Genomic DNA, 13,450 nt, shown 5'->3' on the forward strand with positions numbered 1-13,450 from the left:
TCATTTAGAACAATATACTCTGGCTTCCCGAGGAGTATAGATGCCAATCGTGATGATGCGCAAGAAAACATCCATACCAGACTCCTGAACTTCTGTACGAACAACTTTGTCTGCACCGCCGCATACAGAAGCTGCATCGATGGTTTGTGACTGGCCAATACCATTAATGAAAAAATTCTGTCTGGTTTCCTGAGAGGGTTTTTCTGCAATGCCGTTGTTGATTTTAAAGGTTTGCTGAGCGCAACCGGATAGAGCTGTTGCCGCAATAATTGCAATCATTAACTTTTTCATTTTTACCATTTTATAGTGTGGGATAGAGAGCAAATGATCTTCTTTAATGCTGCTGGTACATATCCGACCAGCACTTATGTCTGGCACTATTATGCTGACTGTTTATCTATTATTTAGTTAGATAAATGAGTAATGAATTTTCTGTTTCGACTTTGTAGAACATTAGTGATTGCTTGCGATATCAGCTTACATTTTATCAATGTCAGCATTAAAGTGGATAAAATATATGGGAGTTAATGTGTTTTTCTCGGAAACATCAATACTATATAAGTGAGGTCTCGAACAGTTACGTATTTGAACAGAGCTATCAGAGATAGCCCTGCCAATAAAACATTTTAAAATTAGAACTGATAGTTTAAAGAAACCCAATAATTACGGCCTGGATTTACGTATCCAGTGGTGGATTGCGCAGTCTGATAGTAATCACCTGCATAGGTGCTATTACGGCCCACCTGGTACAGTTTAACTTCGCTGAAGTCTTTATCCAGTACGTTATTGACTGCCGTATTTAGCGTCAGGTCTTTGGTCAACTTATAAGACATTCCCATATCGAGAACGGTCCAGGCTTTTAAATCCGCGCCTTTGTCGTCATACACCGCCTTTTGTACCGCGCTGAGGTTCTCGTAATTTTCGGTAAAGCGTGGCGCCTTACCGCGATAACGGGCGCTCAACCAGGCGTTCATATCTTCTGTAGCCTGCCAGTTCAGGCGAGCGTTAGCCATATGCTTGGGGGTGTAGCTCAACGGCGCGCCTTTATTATCACCATCTTTTTGTTTGCTCTGTGTGTAGGTGTAGTTGAGGGATAAACTCAGTACGTCCGACCAGAGAGGGAAGGTGCTGGCGAATTCAATACCATCGGTCCTTGCCTTACCGCTGTTGGTATAGCTGTTGGTATTATCATCGATAGAATACGAGACAATTTTATTTTTATATTCGGTATAGAAGCCGGTAACGTTGGCGTTCAGTCCGGCCTCGTTTTCATAATATAGCCCGGTTTCGTAGCTGATACTTTCTTCCGGCTTGAGGTCAGGGTTACCGACAGTATTAACAGTTCCTTGCGCAGTTACGCCGCTAATGCCGTTATGCAACTGGCTGAGTGAGGGCGCTTTATAACCTGTAGTAACACCGCCTTTGAGCGTCCACTCATCGGAGACATCCCAAACCATATAGGCGCGAGGACTCAGGTGGCCGCCAAACACATCATTATGCTCATAACGGGTACCTGCGGTTAACGCCAATGAGTCGAGTATATGCCATTCATCTTCCGCGTAGGCTGCCCACGTTTTTTGGTGGAACGTCTCGCCGGTATTGGCCAGTACAACACCGTCTTTCATTCGCGCATCCCAGTATTCCCCACCAAGGGTTAACAGGTGTGAGTCACCTAATGGCGTCAGCAGCACTGAGTCCAGAATGACGTTAGTGTTCTTCAGTTCACGCGCATCACCGGCGCGGCCAGCGTTTTCCGGCGTGAGTGCGGAGGAGACCAGTTGTCGGCCTTTGTTCTCGGTCTCATTCCAGCCGAGGGATGATTTCCAGGTGCCGAACGTTAAGGCGGTATCGTGGCCGAGAGTCACTTTGTTGCGTTCATAGCGAAGCGTTTTATCATAACCCCCCGTCAGGTTGCCCAACTGTCCATCGTCATTGTCATAGCGCTGTCTGGCAGAGTCGAGATCTAACCACAACGTATTGTTCTCATTGGCTTTCCAGTCCAGTCGGGTGCCGATATTATAGTTCTCAGATTCAGTAGGATAGGGTACGCGAGTAGAGGCGGTATCGCTCAAAGAGGTGACGCTTGAACCCTGGCGCTGGGTTGTGCTCCCGCGAACCTGCATATCCAGCACGCCTGCGATTAACGGACCGCTGGACCAGAAGTTGGCGACCGTGCTGTTACCCCATTTATTACTCTCTTGCAGGTTAACGCCAGTATTGATGGAGGTGCTCCATTTATCGGTGCTTTTTTTGGTGATGATATTCACTACGCCACCGATTGCGTCGGAGCCATAAAGCGTCGACATTGGGCCGCGGATCACTTCGATATGATCGATTGCCGCCAGCGGTGGCATAAAGCTGGTATTCATGGCAGAGAAGCCGTTTGGCGTTACATCGCTGCTGCCGTTTTGACGAATACCGTCAATCAGTATCAGGGTATAGCTCGCAGGCATACCACGGATGCTGATCTCCAGACCACCGGTTTTACCGGTGCTGCTTTCAACATCCACGCCCTCTACTGAACGCAAGGCTTCTCCTAAGTCATTATATTTATTGGTTTGTAATTCTTGCTGCGAAATTACGGAAACACTGGCCGCTGCGTTGGTAATTTTCTTTTCGTAACCGGAGGCGGTGACGACCATTACATCTTCAGCAAAAACCAGGGGGCTGGTGAAACCCAGACAGGACAGAACGACAGAGGCAACAGGTTTTAAACGCATAGTCAAACTTCCTTTGTTAAAATTCAAAGGCAGTAAGATAATTGATGGAAATGATAATACAAATAATTATCATTACAAATTTACATAACTTGTCACTTCTGGTGTTTTTCTTGAATAAATATACATAAGTTGTCATTAAGTTAGCGCAGGGAATGGTAGGGATTAGAATAGTCTTCATGTGAAACTATTGGATATAAATTAATATGTTAATGAATAAATCGCTAAATTTTAAACTGTTTCTGGGATTCATATCGTACTCATAACGGAGTATCAGAAAAAAGTATGATAATTTTAGAAAATCGTCATACTTTTCTGCGCCGCATCATTTTTTTCGCCAATTCTCTTCGCCATAATCCCTTTCCCAGGAGACTGCTTAACGACAAGGCATCGTTAAGCGGCATATACATAACGCAAATCTGGATAAAATAATGATCAAAGGCAAGCTGGCACTCCTGACGTGTGCATTGACTCTCGCATTAACCTCACCACTCCTCGCCGCGCAGAATGCGGACGCAGGTCAGACGTTAAAACTGGCGATTGGACCAGAGCCAACGGAAGGGTTTGACCCGATGTTGGGCTGGAGTCATGGCAGCTATTTGCTTTTGCATGCACCGTTATTAAAACAAAATGCAGATATGAGCTGGGGAAACCTGCTGACGGAGAAGGTGGTGACCAGCGCTGATGGCAAAACCTGGACGCTGACGCTAAAACCTGACCTTAAATTTTCTGATGGTTCGCCGCTAACCGCTGAAGATGTTGTGTTCACCTATAACAAAGCAGCAAAAAGCGGTGGGAAAATTGACATGGGGAACTTCGCTCATGCCAGTTTGAAAGATAACCGCACGGTAGAAGTGACACTGAGTAACCCGCAGAGCACCTTTGTGAATGTGCTGGGATCTTTAGGCATTGTTCCGGCAAAGCTATATAACGAAAAAACATTCGCCAAACATCCGATTGGTGCAGGTCCTTATCGGTTGGTGAGTTTCCAACCCGGGCAGCAACTGATTGTGGAGGCTAACCCCTGGTATGCCGGTAAGAAAAATGATTTCAGCAAGCTGGTGTTTGTTTTCCTTGATGAAGATAACGCTTATGCCGCAGCGCGCAGTGGGCAATTGGGATTAGTACGTATTGCGCCTTCGATGGCGGTCGCCCCTCAGCAGCAGAATTTGAAACTGTGGGTGCGTAACAGCGTGGAGAACCGGGGCATTGTGTTCCCGATGATTCCTGCAGGTAAAAAAGACGCCAATGGTTATCCAATTGGTAACGATATCACAGCCGATGTCGCGATCAGACGCGCCATCAATTACGCCATTGATCGTAAGCAGCTCGCCGATCAGGTTATGGAAGGTCATGCGATCCCTGCCTATAGCGCGGTTCAGGGCCTGCCATGGCAGGGGCAGTCAGTCGCGTTCAAAGATGGCGACAGCGAAAAAGCACGAATGATTCTGGAGGAAGCTGGCTGGAAAGTGGGGAAAGACGGTGTACGAGTGAAAGAGGGCAAAGAGGCGCGCCTGACTTTATGGTATGCCAGCGGTGACAGTACCCGCCGGGATTTAGCCGAAGCAGTCCGTGCGATGCTGGAGCCTGTGGGTATCCAGGTATCATTGCAATCCGGAAGCTGGGAAACCGTTGAGCGTCATATGCATGCCAACCCGACGCTGTTTGGTTGGGGAAGCCTGGATCCCATGGAGCTGTTCCATCATTACAGCAATCAGGCTGCGGGCGTGGAGTATTACAATCCCGGTTACTACAGTAATTCTGTCGTTGAAGAGCATCTCAAACAGGCTATTGATGCACCGGACTGGCAAAAAGCGCTGCCTTTCTGGCAACAGGTTGAGTGGGATGGCAAGCAAGGCGCTGGTGTACAGGGCGATGCCGCATGGGCATGGTTATTGAATATTCAGCACACTTACCTGGCAAATCCATGTATTGACTTAGGCAAAGGCGCACCGGAAATTCACGGGAGCTGGTCACTGCTCAATAATCTGGATGAATGGACCTGGACCTGCCGTTGATGAAGTCTGTAGTGGGCCATTTTCTCCGGCTGATAGTGTTATTAGTGCTGGTTGCGGCTGGCACTTTTGTGCTGCTCAGCTTTTCTCCGGTCGATCCGATTCGCGCCTATATCGGCAACGATCTCCTGCACGTGCCGCCGGAACAATATGCGCGTATCGCCGCTCGCTGGGGATTGGACCAGCCGCTGTGGGAGCGTTTTGGTAACTGGTTTATACGGGTATTGCAGGGCGATCTCGGCTACTCGATGTTGTTTAATGCGCCGGTTGCCAGCGTGATCAAGGAGCGCTTTGCTACCTCGTTCGCGCTGCTTAGCGGCGCATGGCTGCTCTCCGGTATAGTGGGGACGGCAATGGGATTTGTCGCCGGACGCTACCTTAATCGCTGGCCGGATAAAGCAATTTGTCGTCTCAGTTATCTGCTGTCCTCGTTGCCGACCTTCTGGATTGGCATGCTGCTGCTGGCGTTATTTGCCGTTCGTTGGCCGGTATTCCCGGTATGCTGTGCGTGGGAGCCGGGCAACAACAGCGATATGGCGACACTAACCGAGCGTCTGCGCCATCTGGTGCTTCCCGTTTGTGCGCTAAGTTTGCTGGGGCTGGGGCAGATTACGCTTCATACGCGGGAAAGTATCGCCAGCGTCATGAAGAGCGAATTTGTCCGTTTTGCGCGCTCTCAGGGTGACAAAGGTTGGTCGCTGTTGCGCCATCAGGTTCTGCGCCACGCTATCACGCCCGCGCTGTGCCTGCAGTTCGCCTCGCTGGGAGAACTGTTGGGGGGGCGCACTGCTGGCAGAAAAGGTTTTTGCTTATCCCGGGCTTGGGCAGGCGACCATTGATGCCGGATTGCGGGGCGATCTACCGTTACTCATGGGGATCGTCTTATTTAGCACCGTGCTGGTTTTCATTGGCAATTCACTTTCTACCTGGTTTGTTCATGTGTTGAACCGTGCTCTGGAGCGACCCGATGCTCTATAATCCGACGCCGACGCTTATTCGTCTGGTGCTGTCTTTTAGCTGCCTGCTAATCATTGCGGTGTATGGCGCAGCCACGCTGGACAACCCGTTGAGCGTGAATTTACTTGCCCGTCATCTGCCCCCCGATGCGCTGTACTGGTTCGGTACCGATAACCTCGGTCGCGATCTGTGGGTGCGTTGCTTTCAGGGGGCATTAACCAGTCTGCAAATTGGTATTGGCGCGGCCTTGTGCAGCGGCTTCATTGCGTTAATTATGGCGGCGGTTTCGCGCCTGCATCCTCGACTAGACGTGCTTATGCGTCTGATAACTGATGCCATGCTGTCGATGCCGCATCTGCTGCTGCTTATTTTGATTTGTTTTACGCTGGGCGGCGGGAAAAGTGGGGTGATCATGGCGGTGGCGCTAACCCACTGGCCGCGCCTCGCATTGATTCTGCGTGCTGAGGCCGAGCGCGTTGCCCATAGCGATTATCTGACGCTGACATGGCGTCTGGGACATGGTCATTTTTACTGCTGGCGACATCACTATCTACCGGCATTGTTACCCCAATGGCTCACGGGGACATTGCTGATGTTTCCCCATGCGGTGCTACACAGCGCGGCGTTGAGTTTCCTTGGTTTTGGACTAGCGCCGCATGAACCCTCGTTGGGCCTGCTGCTGGCGGATGCTCTGCGGTTCATCAGTCATGGCGACTGGTGGTTAGTGTTGTTTCCGGGGCTGATGTTATTCAGCCTGGTGATGTTATTCGATCAGCTCGCGAGGGCAGTGCATCGTTTATGGTTGCGAGGTGACATATGTTGAGTTTGAAACAGGTCTCGCTGGACGTGGCGCGTTATCGTTGGTTCGGCGCGAGAAAATGGTCTCCGCTGTTGCAGGATATCTCTTTCGACGTTGCACCCGGCCAGATGGTGGCTTTAGTTGGGGGAAGCGGTGAAGGGAAAAGTTTGCTCCTGCAATGTCTGCTCGATCTTTTACCGGAAAATTTGCGTCTGCACGGCGCCATAACCCTTGATGGCAAAATGCTGAACAGTCAAGACATCCGCGAATGTCGGGGCAATACCTTCAGCTATGTCCCGCAAGGCGTTCAGGCGCTGAATCCGCTGCTCTCAATTGAAAAGCATTTACGTAGAGCAAGTCAGCTCTCCGGCCAAACCTGGAATGCCGGAAAAATAGAAAAATTGCTCCAGCGTAGTCAACTGGAAACCAGCGTATTAGATGCTTTCCCGCGTCAGCTTTCGGGCGGTATGGCGAAATGTGTTCTGGCCTGTCACGCGTCGCTGAGTCAGGCCCGCTATATTCTGGCCGACGAAATTACCGCCTGGCTTGATGCGCCATTGGCTAATCAACTGCTTGAGCAGTTGCGTGGTTTATGTGAACAGGGGGCTGGTGTTTTATGGGTGACGCACGATCTCACGCTGGCGGCCCGCCATGCGGATCGCATCGTCGCGCTGCACCAGGGAAACGTGTCGGATAACGTTAGTCGTGAACAGCTGTTGCGCGGGGAAATTAGCGAGCATCTGCAACGTCAATGGCAGGCTCTGCCTGAGAGAAATCAATTGTTTGGAGTGCGGGATGCTGTGCTGTCGTGATGTCGTGATTCGTCAGGGAGGGAAGGTGCTGTGGCAAAACCTTTCTTTCTCATTGCACTCCGGTGAACGTATTGGGATTTGTGCGCCCAGCGGAACCGGCAAAACGACGTTGGGACGTGTACTGGCGGGCTGGCAAAAGCCGACCTCGGGCGACATTCTTATCGATGACCAGCCGCTACCGATGCATCAATATTGCCCGGTGCAACTGGTACCGCAGCATCCGGAATTAACCTTTAACCCACGGCGTAGCACCGGCGATGCGGTTCATGACGCCTGGCGGCCTGGCGCAGAAATCCTTACCCGCCTGCATATCAAACCGGAATGGTTAACCCGTCGCCCTGGCCAGCTTTCTGGTGGTGAACTGGCGCGAATCGCCATACTTCGTGCGCTGGACCCGCGTACCCGTTTTCTTATTGCCGATGAGATTACCGCCCAGCTCGATCCTTCCATTCAAAGAGATATCTGGGTACTGCTGCTCGAAGAATGCCAGCGTCGACCATTAGGCATGCTGATTATCAGCCATCAGCAGGCGCTGCTTGATCAGATCTGCACGCGGACGCTGCTTACGCCGTAATTTTACCCGTTCTGGTAAGTAACGATATTGATTAAATTGTGATGTTATATTATAACATTTCACTCGCAAATGATTTGAGGGTGAAATTTTGGCTATTCATTTTAAAAAACTGGCAATCGCTCTGGGGATGCTTTTAGCCAGTGGTCAGGTTTTGGCTCACGGTCACCATTCCCATGGTGTTCCAATGAGTGAAACAGAAAAAAAGGCGTCAGAAGGTGTGTTTGATGATAATCAGGTACAGAACAGAGCGCTAACCGACTGGGATGGCATGTGGCAATCTGTCTATCCGTACCTGGTCAGTGGCGAGCTTGATCCGGTATTCAAAAAGAAAGCGGAGAAAGATAAAAGCAAAACGGCAGAACAGATTAAAGATTATTACCGTCAAGGCTATGCAACTAACGTAGACACCATCGGTATTGAAAACGGTGTGATGGAATTTCATACCGGTAATCAGGTTACATCATGCAAATACGACTATGCCGGATATAAAATCTTGCACTACAAATCAGGCAAGAAAGGTGTACGTTATTTGTTTGAGTGTAAAACTGCTGATAGCAAAGCGCCTAAATACGTCCAGTTCAGCGATCATATAATTGCTCCGCGCAAGTCAAGCCACTTCCATATTTTTATGGGAAATACCTCGCAGGCAGCCTTGCTCGAAGAGATGGAGAACTGGCCTACCTACTATCCTTATCAGTTGAAAGGTGAAGAGGTGGTGGATGAGATGCTGCACCATTAATCCGGACTAAGTTTATCTGTACATACCCGCCGTCCGTGGCGGGTATTTTAATTAACAACCTTCTCTTTCCATCCCCCTGCGCATTCGTTAGCATATTGTCTTGCAGCAAGTGCATGTGTTTTTTCAGGAAGAGGTTAACGTGTTTGCAGAGTATGGAGTTCTGAATTACTGGACATACCTGGTGGGAGCTATTTTTATCGTGCTGGTTCCGGGGCCAAATACGATATTTGTGTTGAAGAATAGCGTCGGTCGGGGTGTGAAGGGCGGTTATCTCGCCGCAAGCGGTGTGTTTATCGGTGATGCTGTGTTGATGTTTTTGGCCTATGCCGGTGTTGCCGCCTTGATCAAAACCACGCCTGTTTTGTTTAATATCGTTCGTTATCTCGGCGCTTTTTATCTGCTGTATCTCGGTGCGAAGATCCTGTACGCAACACTGAAATCGAAGGCGAGCGACGCCGCGGCTGAGGAAGTCCCGTTTGGCGCCATTTTTAAGCGCGCCTTAATTCTGAGCCTGACTAACCCAAAAGCTATCCTGTTTTATGTTTCGTTCTTCGTGCAGTTCATTGATGTCAATGCGCCGCACTCAGGGCTGTCATTCTTTATTCTGGCCATTACGCTTGAGATCGTGAGCTTTTTCTACTTAAGCTTCCTTATTTTCTCCGGCGCGTTTGTGACCCAGTACATTCGCACCAAGAAGAAGTTGGCTAAGGTGGGTAACTCTCTTATAGGTCTGATTTTCGTTGGTTTTGCTGCCCGTCTGGCGACGCTTCAGTCGTAATCATTGGCCCGCTGAATATGGCGGGCTTCAATTTTTAGCTTTTCTTCCCCACGCATATCAGCTGCTGGTTATAACCAATAAATGGTATTTTAAATGTATATTTTGAAGCGTACTCTGTGCACAGCAGCGGTTGAATAAGACTCGCTGGTTGTCGACTGGAAAAGGGAAGAAAAATGCTTCAAATTCCACAGAATCATATCCATACACGCTCAACTCCGTTCTGGAACAAAGAAACTGCACCTGCCGGAATTTTCGAACGCCACCTTGATAAAGGCACCCGTGCCGGGGTTTATCCTCGACTGTCAGTTATGCAGGGGGCGGTTAAATATCTCGGCTACGCAGATGAACACAGCCTGGAGCCTGTAGAGGTGATGGTTATTGAAGCCGGTCAGTTTGGCGTTTTCCCGCCGGAAAAATGGCATAACATCGAAGTAATGACCGACGACACTTACTTTAATATCGATTTTTTCGTTGCCCCGGAAGTGTTGATGGAGAGTGCAAATCAACGAAAAATCGTGCGCACTGGCAAGGAGTAAATCATGGGCAAAGCAACCTATACCGTCACAGTAACCAATAACAGCAATGGTGTGTCTGTCGATTACGAGACCGAAGCGCCGATGACATTATTGGTTCCGGATGTCGCGGCAGAAGTGGTCAAAGACCTGGTCAATACCGTCCGTTCATATGATACCGAAAATGAGCATGAAGTCTGCGGGTGGTAGGGCTTTAACTTCTGCTACCGTTTGAACTGATTGATTTTTAAATTGAAAACCGCACGGCGTTTTGATTGCGCAGGGCGGTTTTTTTATTTGAGTCGAATAGACCGCGGTCCAGAAAAAGATTTCTTAAGAATACCTTAAGAAATTCGCATCGTTTGCTAATAGTTAATCATTCATAGGGGTTATGATCGCAAAATAGTAACAATACAGAACTTTGCGCTTATGAAATTGAATACCCGACTTACATTATCCGCATTCATTCTTGGACTTGTCCTCGTAGCAATCCCGTTCACTGCGAACTGGCATCTTCCTCTGCTCAATGGCGCGGTCGTCACATGGATTGAAAATGGCCAGGCGCTATGGTTATTGTTTGGTGCAGTATTTACTCTCTGCTACATCCGGCCTTTATCGCGTCCTGCAGGCGAGAAGCAATTCTGGCTTTGGGCGGCAGTATGGTGGTTGGTATTGCTGGGCCGAAGCACCAGTTGGGGCCGTGACTACTTCCCGGAGCATCCTAAACTGCTGTTCAGAGCTATCTCAGTCGTGTTAATTGCGATGATTATTCTGCCGGTCCTGCTGTCGAAGAACTTACGCCAGGATATTGCCCGGCGCTTACGCAATGAACCGCTACCGCTGTGGCTACTTGCGATCACCGTCTGCGCATTTTTGATATCCGATACAGTGGAGCATCATCGCCTGCTGGCGCCTGTCTTTTTGCATAATGCCAGTTACGGCGATTTGATTGAAGAATTGTACGAACTGCCGTTTATGGCGGGATTGTTTCTGATGAACCTCGGTTTTATGCAACGGGATAAACAGCACGAGTCTGCCGCTATTCGTTTCAGTGAACCGCAACTGGCGAAGTAGTTGGATAAAGCCTGAGTCTGGAAGGCCAGACTCAGGCGGTCAGGGCGATACTTTACGCAATGGTCTCACATAAGCGTGATTTCATTTCGCTGTACGTTTGTGCGGCATACTTCTCCGCCCATCCCTGATCGGTAATGTGCTCAATTTTGACAGCACAATATTTGGTTTCCGGCGTTTTCGAGATCGGATCAAGGTTATCCTGTGTTAACTCGTTACACGCGCCAATCCACCATTGATAGGTCATATACACTGTTCCGGCATTAATACGCTCGGAGACATCCGCACGGCTGATGACCTTGCCTCGGCGCGAGCTTACCCACACCAGGTCACGATGACGGATGCCCAGTTTTTCTGCATCATCGGTGTTGATTTGAACATATCCTGGCTCATCTGCCAGCGCCTGTAATGCCGCGCAGTTGCCGGTCATCGAGCGGCAGGAGTAGTGCCCAACTTCGCGCACGGTACACAACACCAGCGGATAGGTCTCGTCAGGGACTTCAGCAGGAGCGCGCCACGGCGCGGCAAACAGTTTGCCTTTGCCATTCGCGGTATCAAACTGGCTGTGTGCATAAAGATACGGTGTTCCTGGGTGATCGAGATCCGGACAAGGCCACTGAACATGGCCCATTTGACCCATTTTCTCATAGGTTACGCCATAGAACAGCGGGCACAGTTCGCGCATTTCATCCCAGATTTGTTGGTTATTTTGATACTGCATCGGGTAGCCCATTTCGCTGGCCAACAGACTGATAATTTCCCAGTCACGTTTTACATCCCCGCTGGGTTCAATCGCTTTCTCGAAACGTTGGAAGCCACGATCGGCGCAGGTAAAGACGCCACCGTGTTCGCCCCATGATGTTGCCGGCAACAGGACGTCGGCCATCTCTGCCGTTTTGGTCATGAAGATATCCTGCACGACGATAAAATCGAGCGCGTTAAATCCTTCCCGGACCAGCCCCAAATCAGCCTCGGTTTGCAGCGGATCCTCGCCCATGATGTAGTAGGCTTTGATTTTGCCCTCAATCGCCAGATGCGGAACTTCGGTGATGCGCGTTCCGACCTTGTCATCCATCTGATTAACGTCAATCCCCCAGGCGGTGGCGAATTTCTCCCTGACGGCAAAATCGGTCACGTCCTGATACCCCGGAAACTGGTTAGGCAGTACGCCCATATCACATGCGCCCTGCACGTTATTTTGCCCGCGTACCGGGCCAACACCGACATTTGGACGTCCCAGATTCCCGGTCAGTAAGGCCAGGCTCGACAGTCCACGCACCACATCAACGGCCTGGCCAAACTGCGTGACGCCCATCCCCCACATCACGGTTGCCGATGGTGCTGCCGCAAATGTACGCATCGCCTGACGAACCTGTTGTGCAGGGACGCCGGTTAAATGTTCTACGGCTTCGGGGGCATAGTCCTTAACGGTTTCCCAGTATGTTTCCAGACCTTCGGCATGCTTATGCACGTACTCGCGATCGTAAAGCTGCTCTTCAATAAGCACATGGCCAAAAGCGTTGACCAGCGCCATGTTGCAGCCATTTTTTAACTGCAAATGCTGATCGGCGATACGGGCGGTTTCAATACGGCGAGGGTCGCAAACAATGATTTTCGCGCCGTTCTGACGAGCTTTAATCACCCGACGGGCCACTATGGGGTGTGAGTCCGCGCAGTTATAACCAAAGATGAGCAGGCATTTTGAGTTTTCAATGTCGCTGATGGAGTTGCTCATTGCGCCATTGCCCAGCGTTTCCTGTAGACCCGCAACGGAAGGGCCGTGACAGACGCGGGCACAGCAGTCGACATTGTTGGTGTTGAGCACCCCACGGGCGAATTTTTGCATCACGTAGTTGGTCTCATTGCCTGTTCCCCGGGAGGAACCTGTCGTCATGATGGCGCGAGGACCATAGGTATTTTTGATTTCAGATAAGCGTTTAGCGGTGTAACGAATGGCCTCATCCCAGCTAACGGGAGTGAATTTTCCCCCTTTTTCATAACGGATCATCGGGCGAGTCAGACGGGGAGTCAGAAGGCGGGTGTCGTTCAGAAAGTCCCAACCATAATAGCCTTTCAGGCATAACTGATTTTGGTTCGTTACACCCTCAGCGGCTTCGGCGCGGATGATTTTGTTATTTTCAACAACAAGCTTGAGCTTGCACCCGGCCCCACAGTATGGGCATACACTGGTGATTTTTTTCATCAATAACAGACCTGTTAAATGCTGAAATAGCGCGAATTGTAGACGAAGCCACGTGAATAGATATCACGGGCTACGATGTGTCGTAGTGACGGGCTGTTAAAGCATAAAGCATGCCAAAGATGAAAACCCAGCATTGGCAGGGGTGCTGCCCAAGGAGCAGAGAGGAATGACTGTCGATTCGTCACTATTGACGAGAAGCGTCAAAAATATCACCGTTTTGACGCTGGGCTAACTCCATGAAACATCGGAAAAAGATGAAAAACACAGGTGATA

At 49.9% G+C, this 13,450-nt stretch carries 12 protein-coding genes and 1 pseudogene; 10 read left to right on the forward strand and 3 right to left on the reverse strand.

Annotated elements, in window-relative coordinates:
• Positions 1–291 carry a Bor family protein gene (locus FDW92_RS11570; RefSeq protein WP_042309317.1) on the reverse strand — a complete coding sequence of 97 codons (291 nt, stop codon included), beginning with the start codon at positions 289–291 and terminating at the stop codon, positions 1–3.
• A 341-nt stretch (positions 292–632) separates the two neighbouring features.
• Positions 633–2,720 (reverse strand): TonB-dependent receptor, encoded by a 2,088-nt coding sequence (locus FDW92_RS11575; RefSeq protein ID WP_042308947.1) that lies wholly within the window; start codon positions 2,718–2,720, stop codon positions 633–635.
• A gap of 428 nt (positions 2,721–3,148) precedes the next feature.
• Between FDW92_RS11575 and FDW92_RS11580 the strand changes: the two genes are divergently transcribed.
• The 10 genes and pseudogenes from FDW92_RS11580 to FDW92_RS11625 all read left to right on the forward strand — a co-directional run bounded on the left by FDW92_RS11580 (position 3,149) and on the right by FDW92_RS11625 (position 10,977).
• Entirely contained in the window at positions 3,149–4,735 is a 1,587-nt protein-coding gene (locus FDW92_RS11580; RefSeq protein ID WP_042308945.1) for an ABC transporter substrate-binding protein, read from the forward strand.
• A pseudogene (locus FDW92_RS11585) lies at positions 4,735–5,710 on the forward strand (ABC transporter permease). Before FDW92_RS11580 ends, FDW92_RS11585 begins: the two are co-directional and overlap by 1 nt.
• Positions 5,700–6,512: an ABC transporter permease gene (locus tag FDW92_RS11590; protein WP_042308942.1), complete on the forward strand. Its 813-nt coding sequence runs from the start codon at positions 5,700–5,702 to the stop codon at positions 6,510–6,512. The pseudogene FDW92_RS11585 and the gene FDW92_RS11590 overlap by 11 nt, the downstream one beginning before the upstream one ends.
• A complete protein-coding gene (locus FDW92_RS11595) occupies positions 6,506–7,300 on the forward strand; it encodes an ATP-binding cassette domain-containing protein (RefSeq protein ID WP_042308940.1) in 795 nt (264 codons plus the stop codon). The genes FDW92_RS11590 and FDW92_RS11595 overlap by 7 nt, the downstream gene beginning before the upstream one ends.
• The gene (locus tag FDW92_RS11600; protein WP_042308939.1) at positions 7,284–7,874 is read left to right on the forward strand and encodes an ATP-binding cassette domain-containing protein; all 591 of its coding nucleotides are present in this window, start codon (positions 7,284–7,286) and stop codon (positions 7,872–7,874) included. Before FDW92_RS11595 ends, FDW92_RS11600 begins: the two co-directional genes overlap by 17 nt.
• 88 nt (positions 7,875–7,962) lie before the next feature.
• A complete protein-coding gene (zinT, locus tag FDW92_RS11605) occupies positions 7,963–8,613 on the forward strand; it encodes a metal-binding protein ZinT (protein WP_042308936.1) in 651 nt (216 codons plus the stop codon).
• A gap of 139 nt (positions 8,614–8,752) precedes the next feature.
• On the forward strand, positions 8,753–9,391 hold the full coding sequence (gene leuE / locus FDW92_RS11610) for a leucine efflux protein LeuE (RefSeq protein WP_032940118.1): 639 nt from the start codon (positions 8,753–8,755) through the stop codon (positions 9,389–9,391).
• 173 nt (positions 9,392–9,564) lie between these two features.
• Positions 9,565–9,927, forward strand: coding sequence for a DUF1971 domain-containing protein YeaR (gene yeaR, locus FDW92_RS11615; RefSeq protein ID WP_042308934.1), 363 nt, complete (start codon positions 9,565–9,567; stop codon positions 9,925–9,927).
• A gap of 3 nt (positions 9,928–9,930) precedes the next feature.
• Positions 9,931–10,113 (forward strand): DUF1869 domain-containing protein, encoded by a 183-nt coding sequence (locus FDW92_RS11620; RefSeq protein WP_003832433.1) that lies wholly within the window; start codon positions 9,931–9,933, stop codon positions 10,111–10,113.
• 219 nt (positions 10,114–10,332) lie between these two features.
• Positions 10,333–10,977 carry a hypothetical protein gene (locus FDW92_RS11625; RefSeq protein WP_042308932.1) on the forward strand — a complete coding sequence of 215 codons (645 nt, stop codon included), beginning with the start codon at positions 10,333–10,335 and terminating at the stop codon, positions 10,975–10,977.
• 52 nt (positions 10,978–11,029) lie between these two features.
• Here FDW92_RS11625 and fdhF read toward each other — a convergent pair whose 3' ends face one another.
• Complete coding sequence (gene fdhF, locus FDW92_RS11630) at positions 11,030–13,177, reverse strand: formate dehydrogenase subunit alpha (RefSeq protein WP_042308930.1); 2,148 nt, start codon at positions 13,175–13,177, stop codon at positions 11,030–11,032.
• Between the last annotated feature and the right edge of the window lie 273 nt (positions 13,178–13,450).

It is taken from the genome of Citrobacter sp. wls706 (assembly GCF_005281305.1).
GTDB classification, from domain to species: domain Bacteria; phylum Pseudomonadota; class Gammaproteobacteria; order Enterobacterales; family Enterobacteriaceae; genus Citrobacter; species Citrobacter werkmanii.

Excerpts from the sequence above, each read along its gene's own strand:
- FDW92_RS11570 (WP_042309317.1), bottom strand. The coding sequence starts at position 291 with ATGAAAAAGTTAATGATTGCAATTATTGCGGCAACAGCTCTATCCGGT.
- FDW92_RS11575 (WP_042308947.1), bottom strand. The coding sequence starts at position 2,720 with ATGCGTTTAAAACCTGTTGCCTCTGTCGTTCTGTCCTGTCTGGGTTTC.
- FDW92_RS11580 (WP_042308945.1), top strand. The coding sequence starts at position 3,149 with ATGATCAAAGGCAAGCTGGCACTCCTGACGTGTGCATTGACTCTCGCA.
- FDW92_RS11590 (WP_042308942.1), top strand. The coding sequence starts at position 5,700 with ATGCTCTATAATCCGACGCCGACGCTTATTCGTCTGGTGCTGTCTTTT.
- FDW92_RS11595 (WP_042308940.1), top strand. The coding sequence starts at position 6,506 with ATGTTGAGTTTGAAACAGGTCTCGCTGGACGTGGCGCGTTATCGTTGG.
- FDW92_RS11600 (WP_042308939.1), top strand. The coding sequence starts at position 7,284 with ATGCTGTGCTGTCGTGATGTCGTGATTCGTCAGGGAGGGAAGGTGCTG.
- yeaR (WP_042308934.1), top strand. The coding sequence starts at position 9,565 with ATGCTTCAAATTCCACAGAATCATATCCATACACGCTCAACTCCGTTC.
- FDW92_RS11620 (WP_003832433.1), top strand. The coding sequence starts at position 9,931 with ATGGGCAAAGCAACCTATACCGTCACAGTAACCAATAACAGCAATGGT.
- FDW92_RS11625 (WP_042308932.1), top strand. The coding sequence starts at position 10,333 with ATGAAATTGAATACCCGACTTACATTATCCGCATTCATTCTTGGACTT.
- fdhF (WP_042308930.1), bottom strand. The coding sequence starts at position 13,177 with ATGAAAAAAATCACCAGTGTATGCCCATACTGTGGGGCCGGGTGCAAG.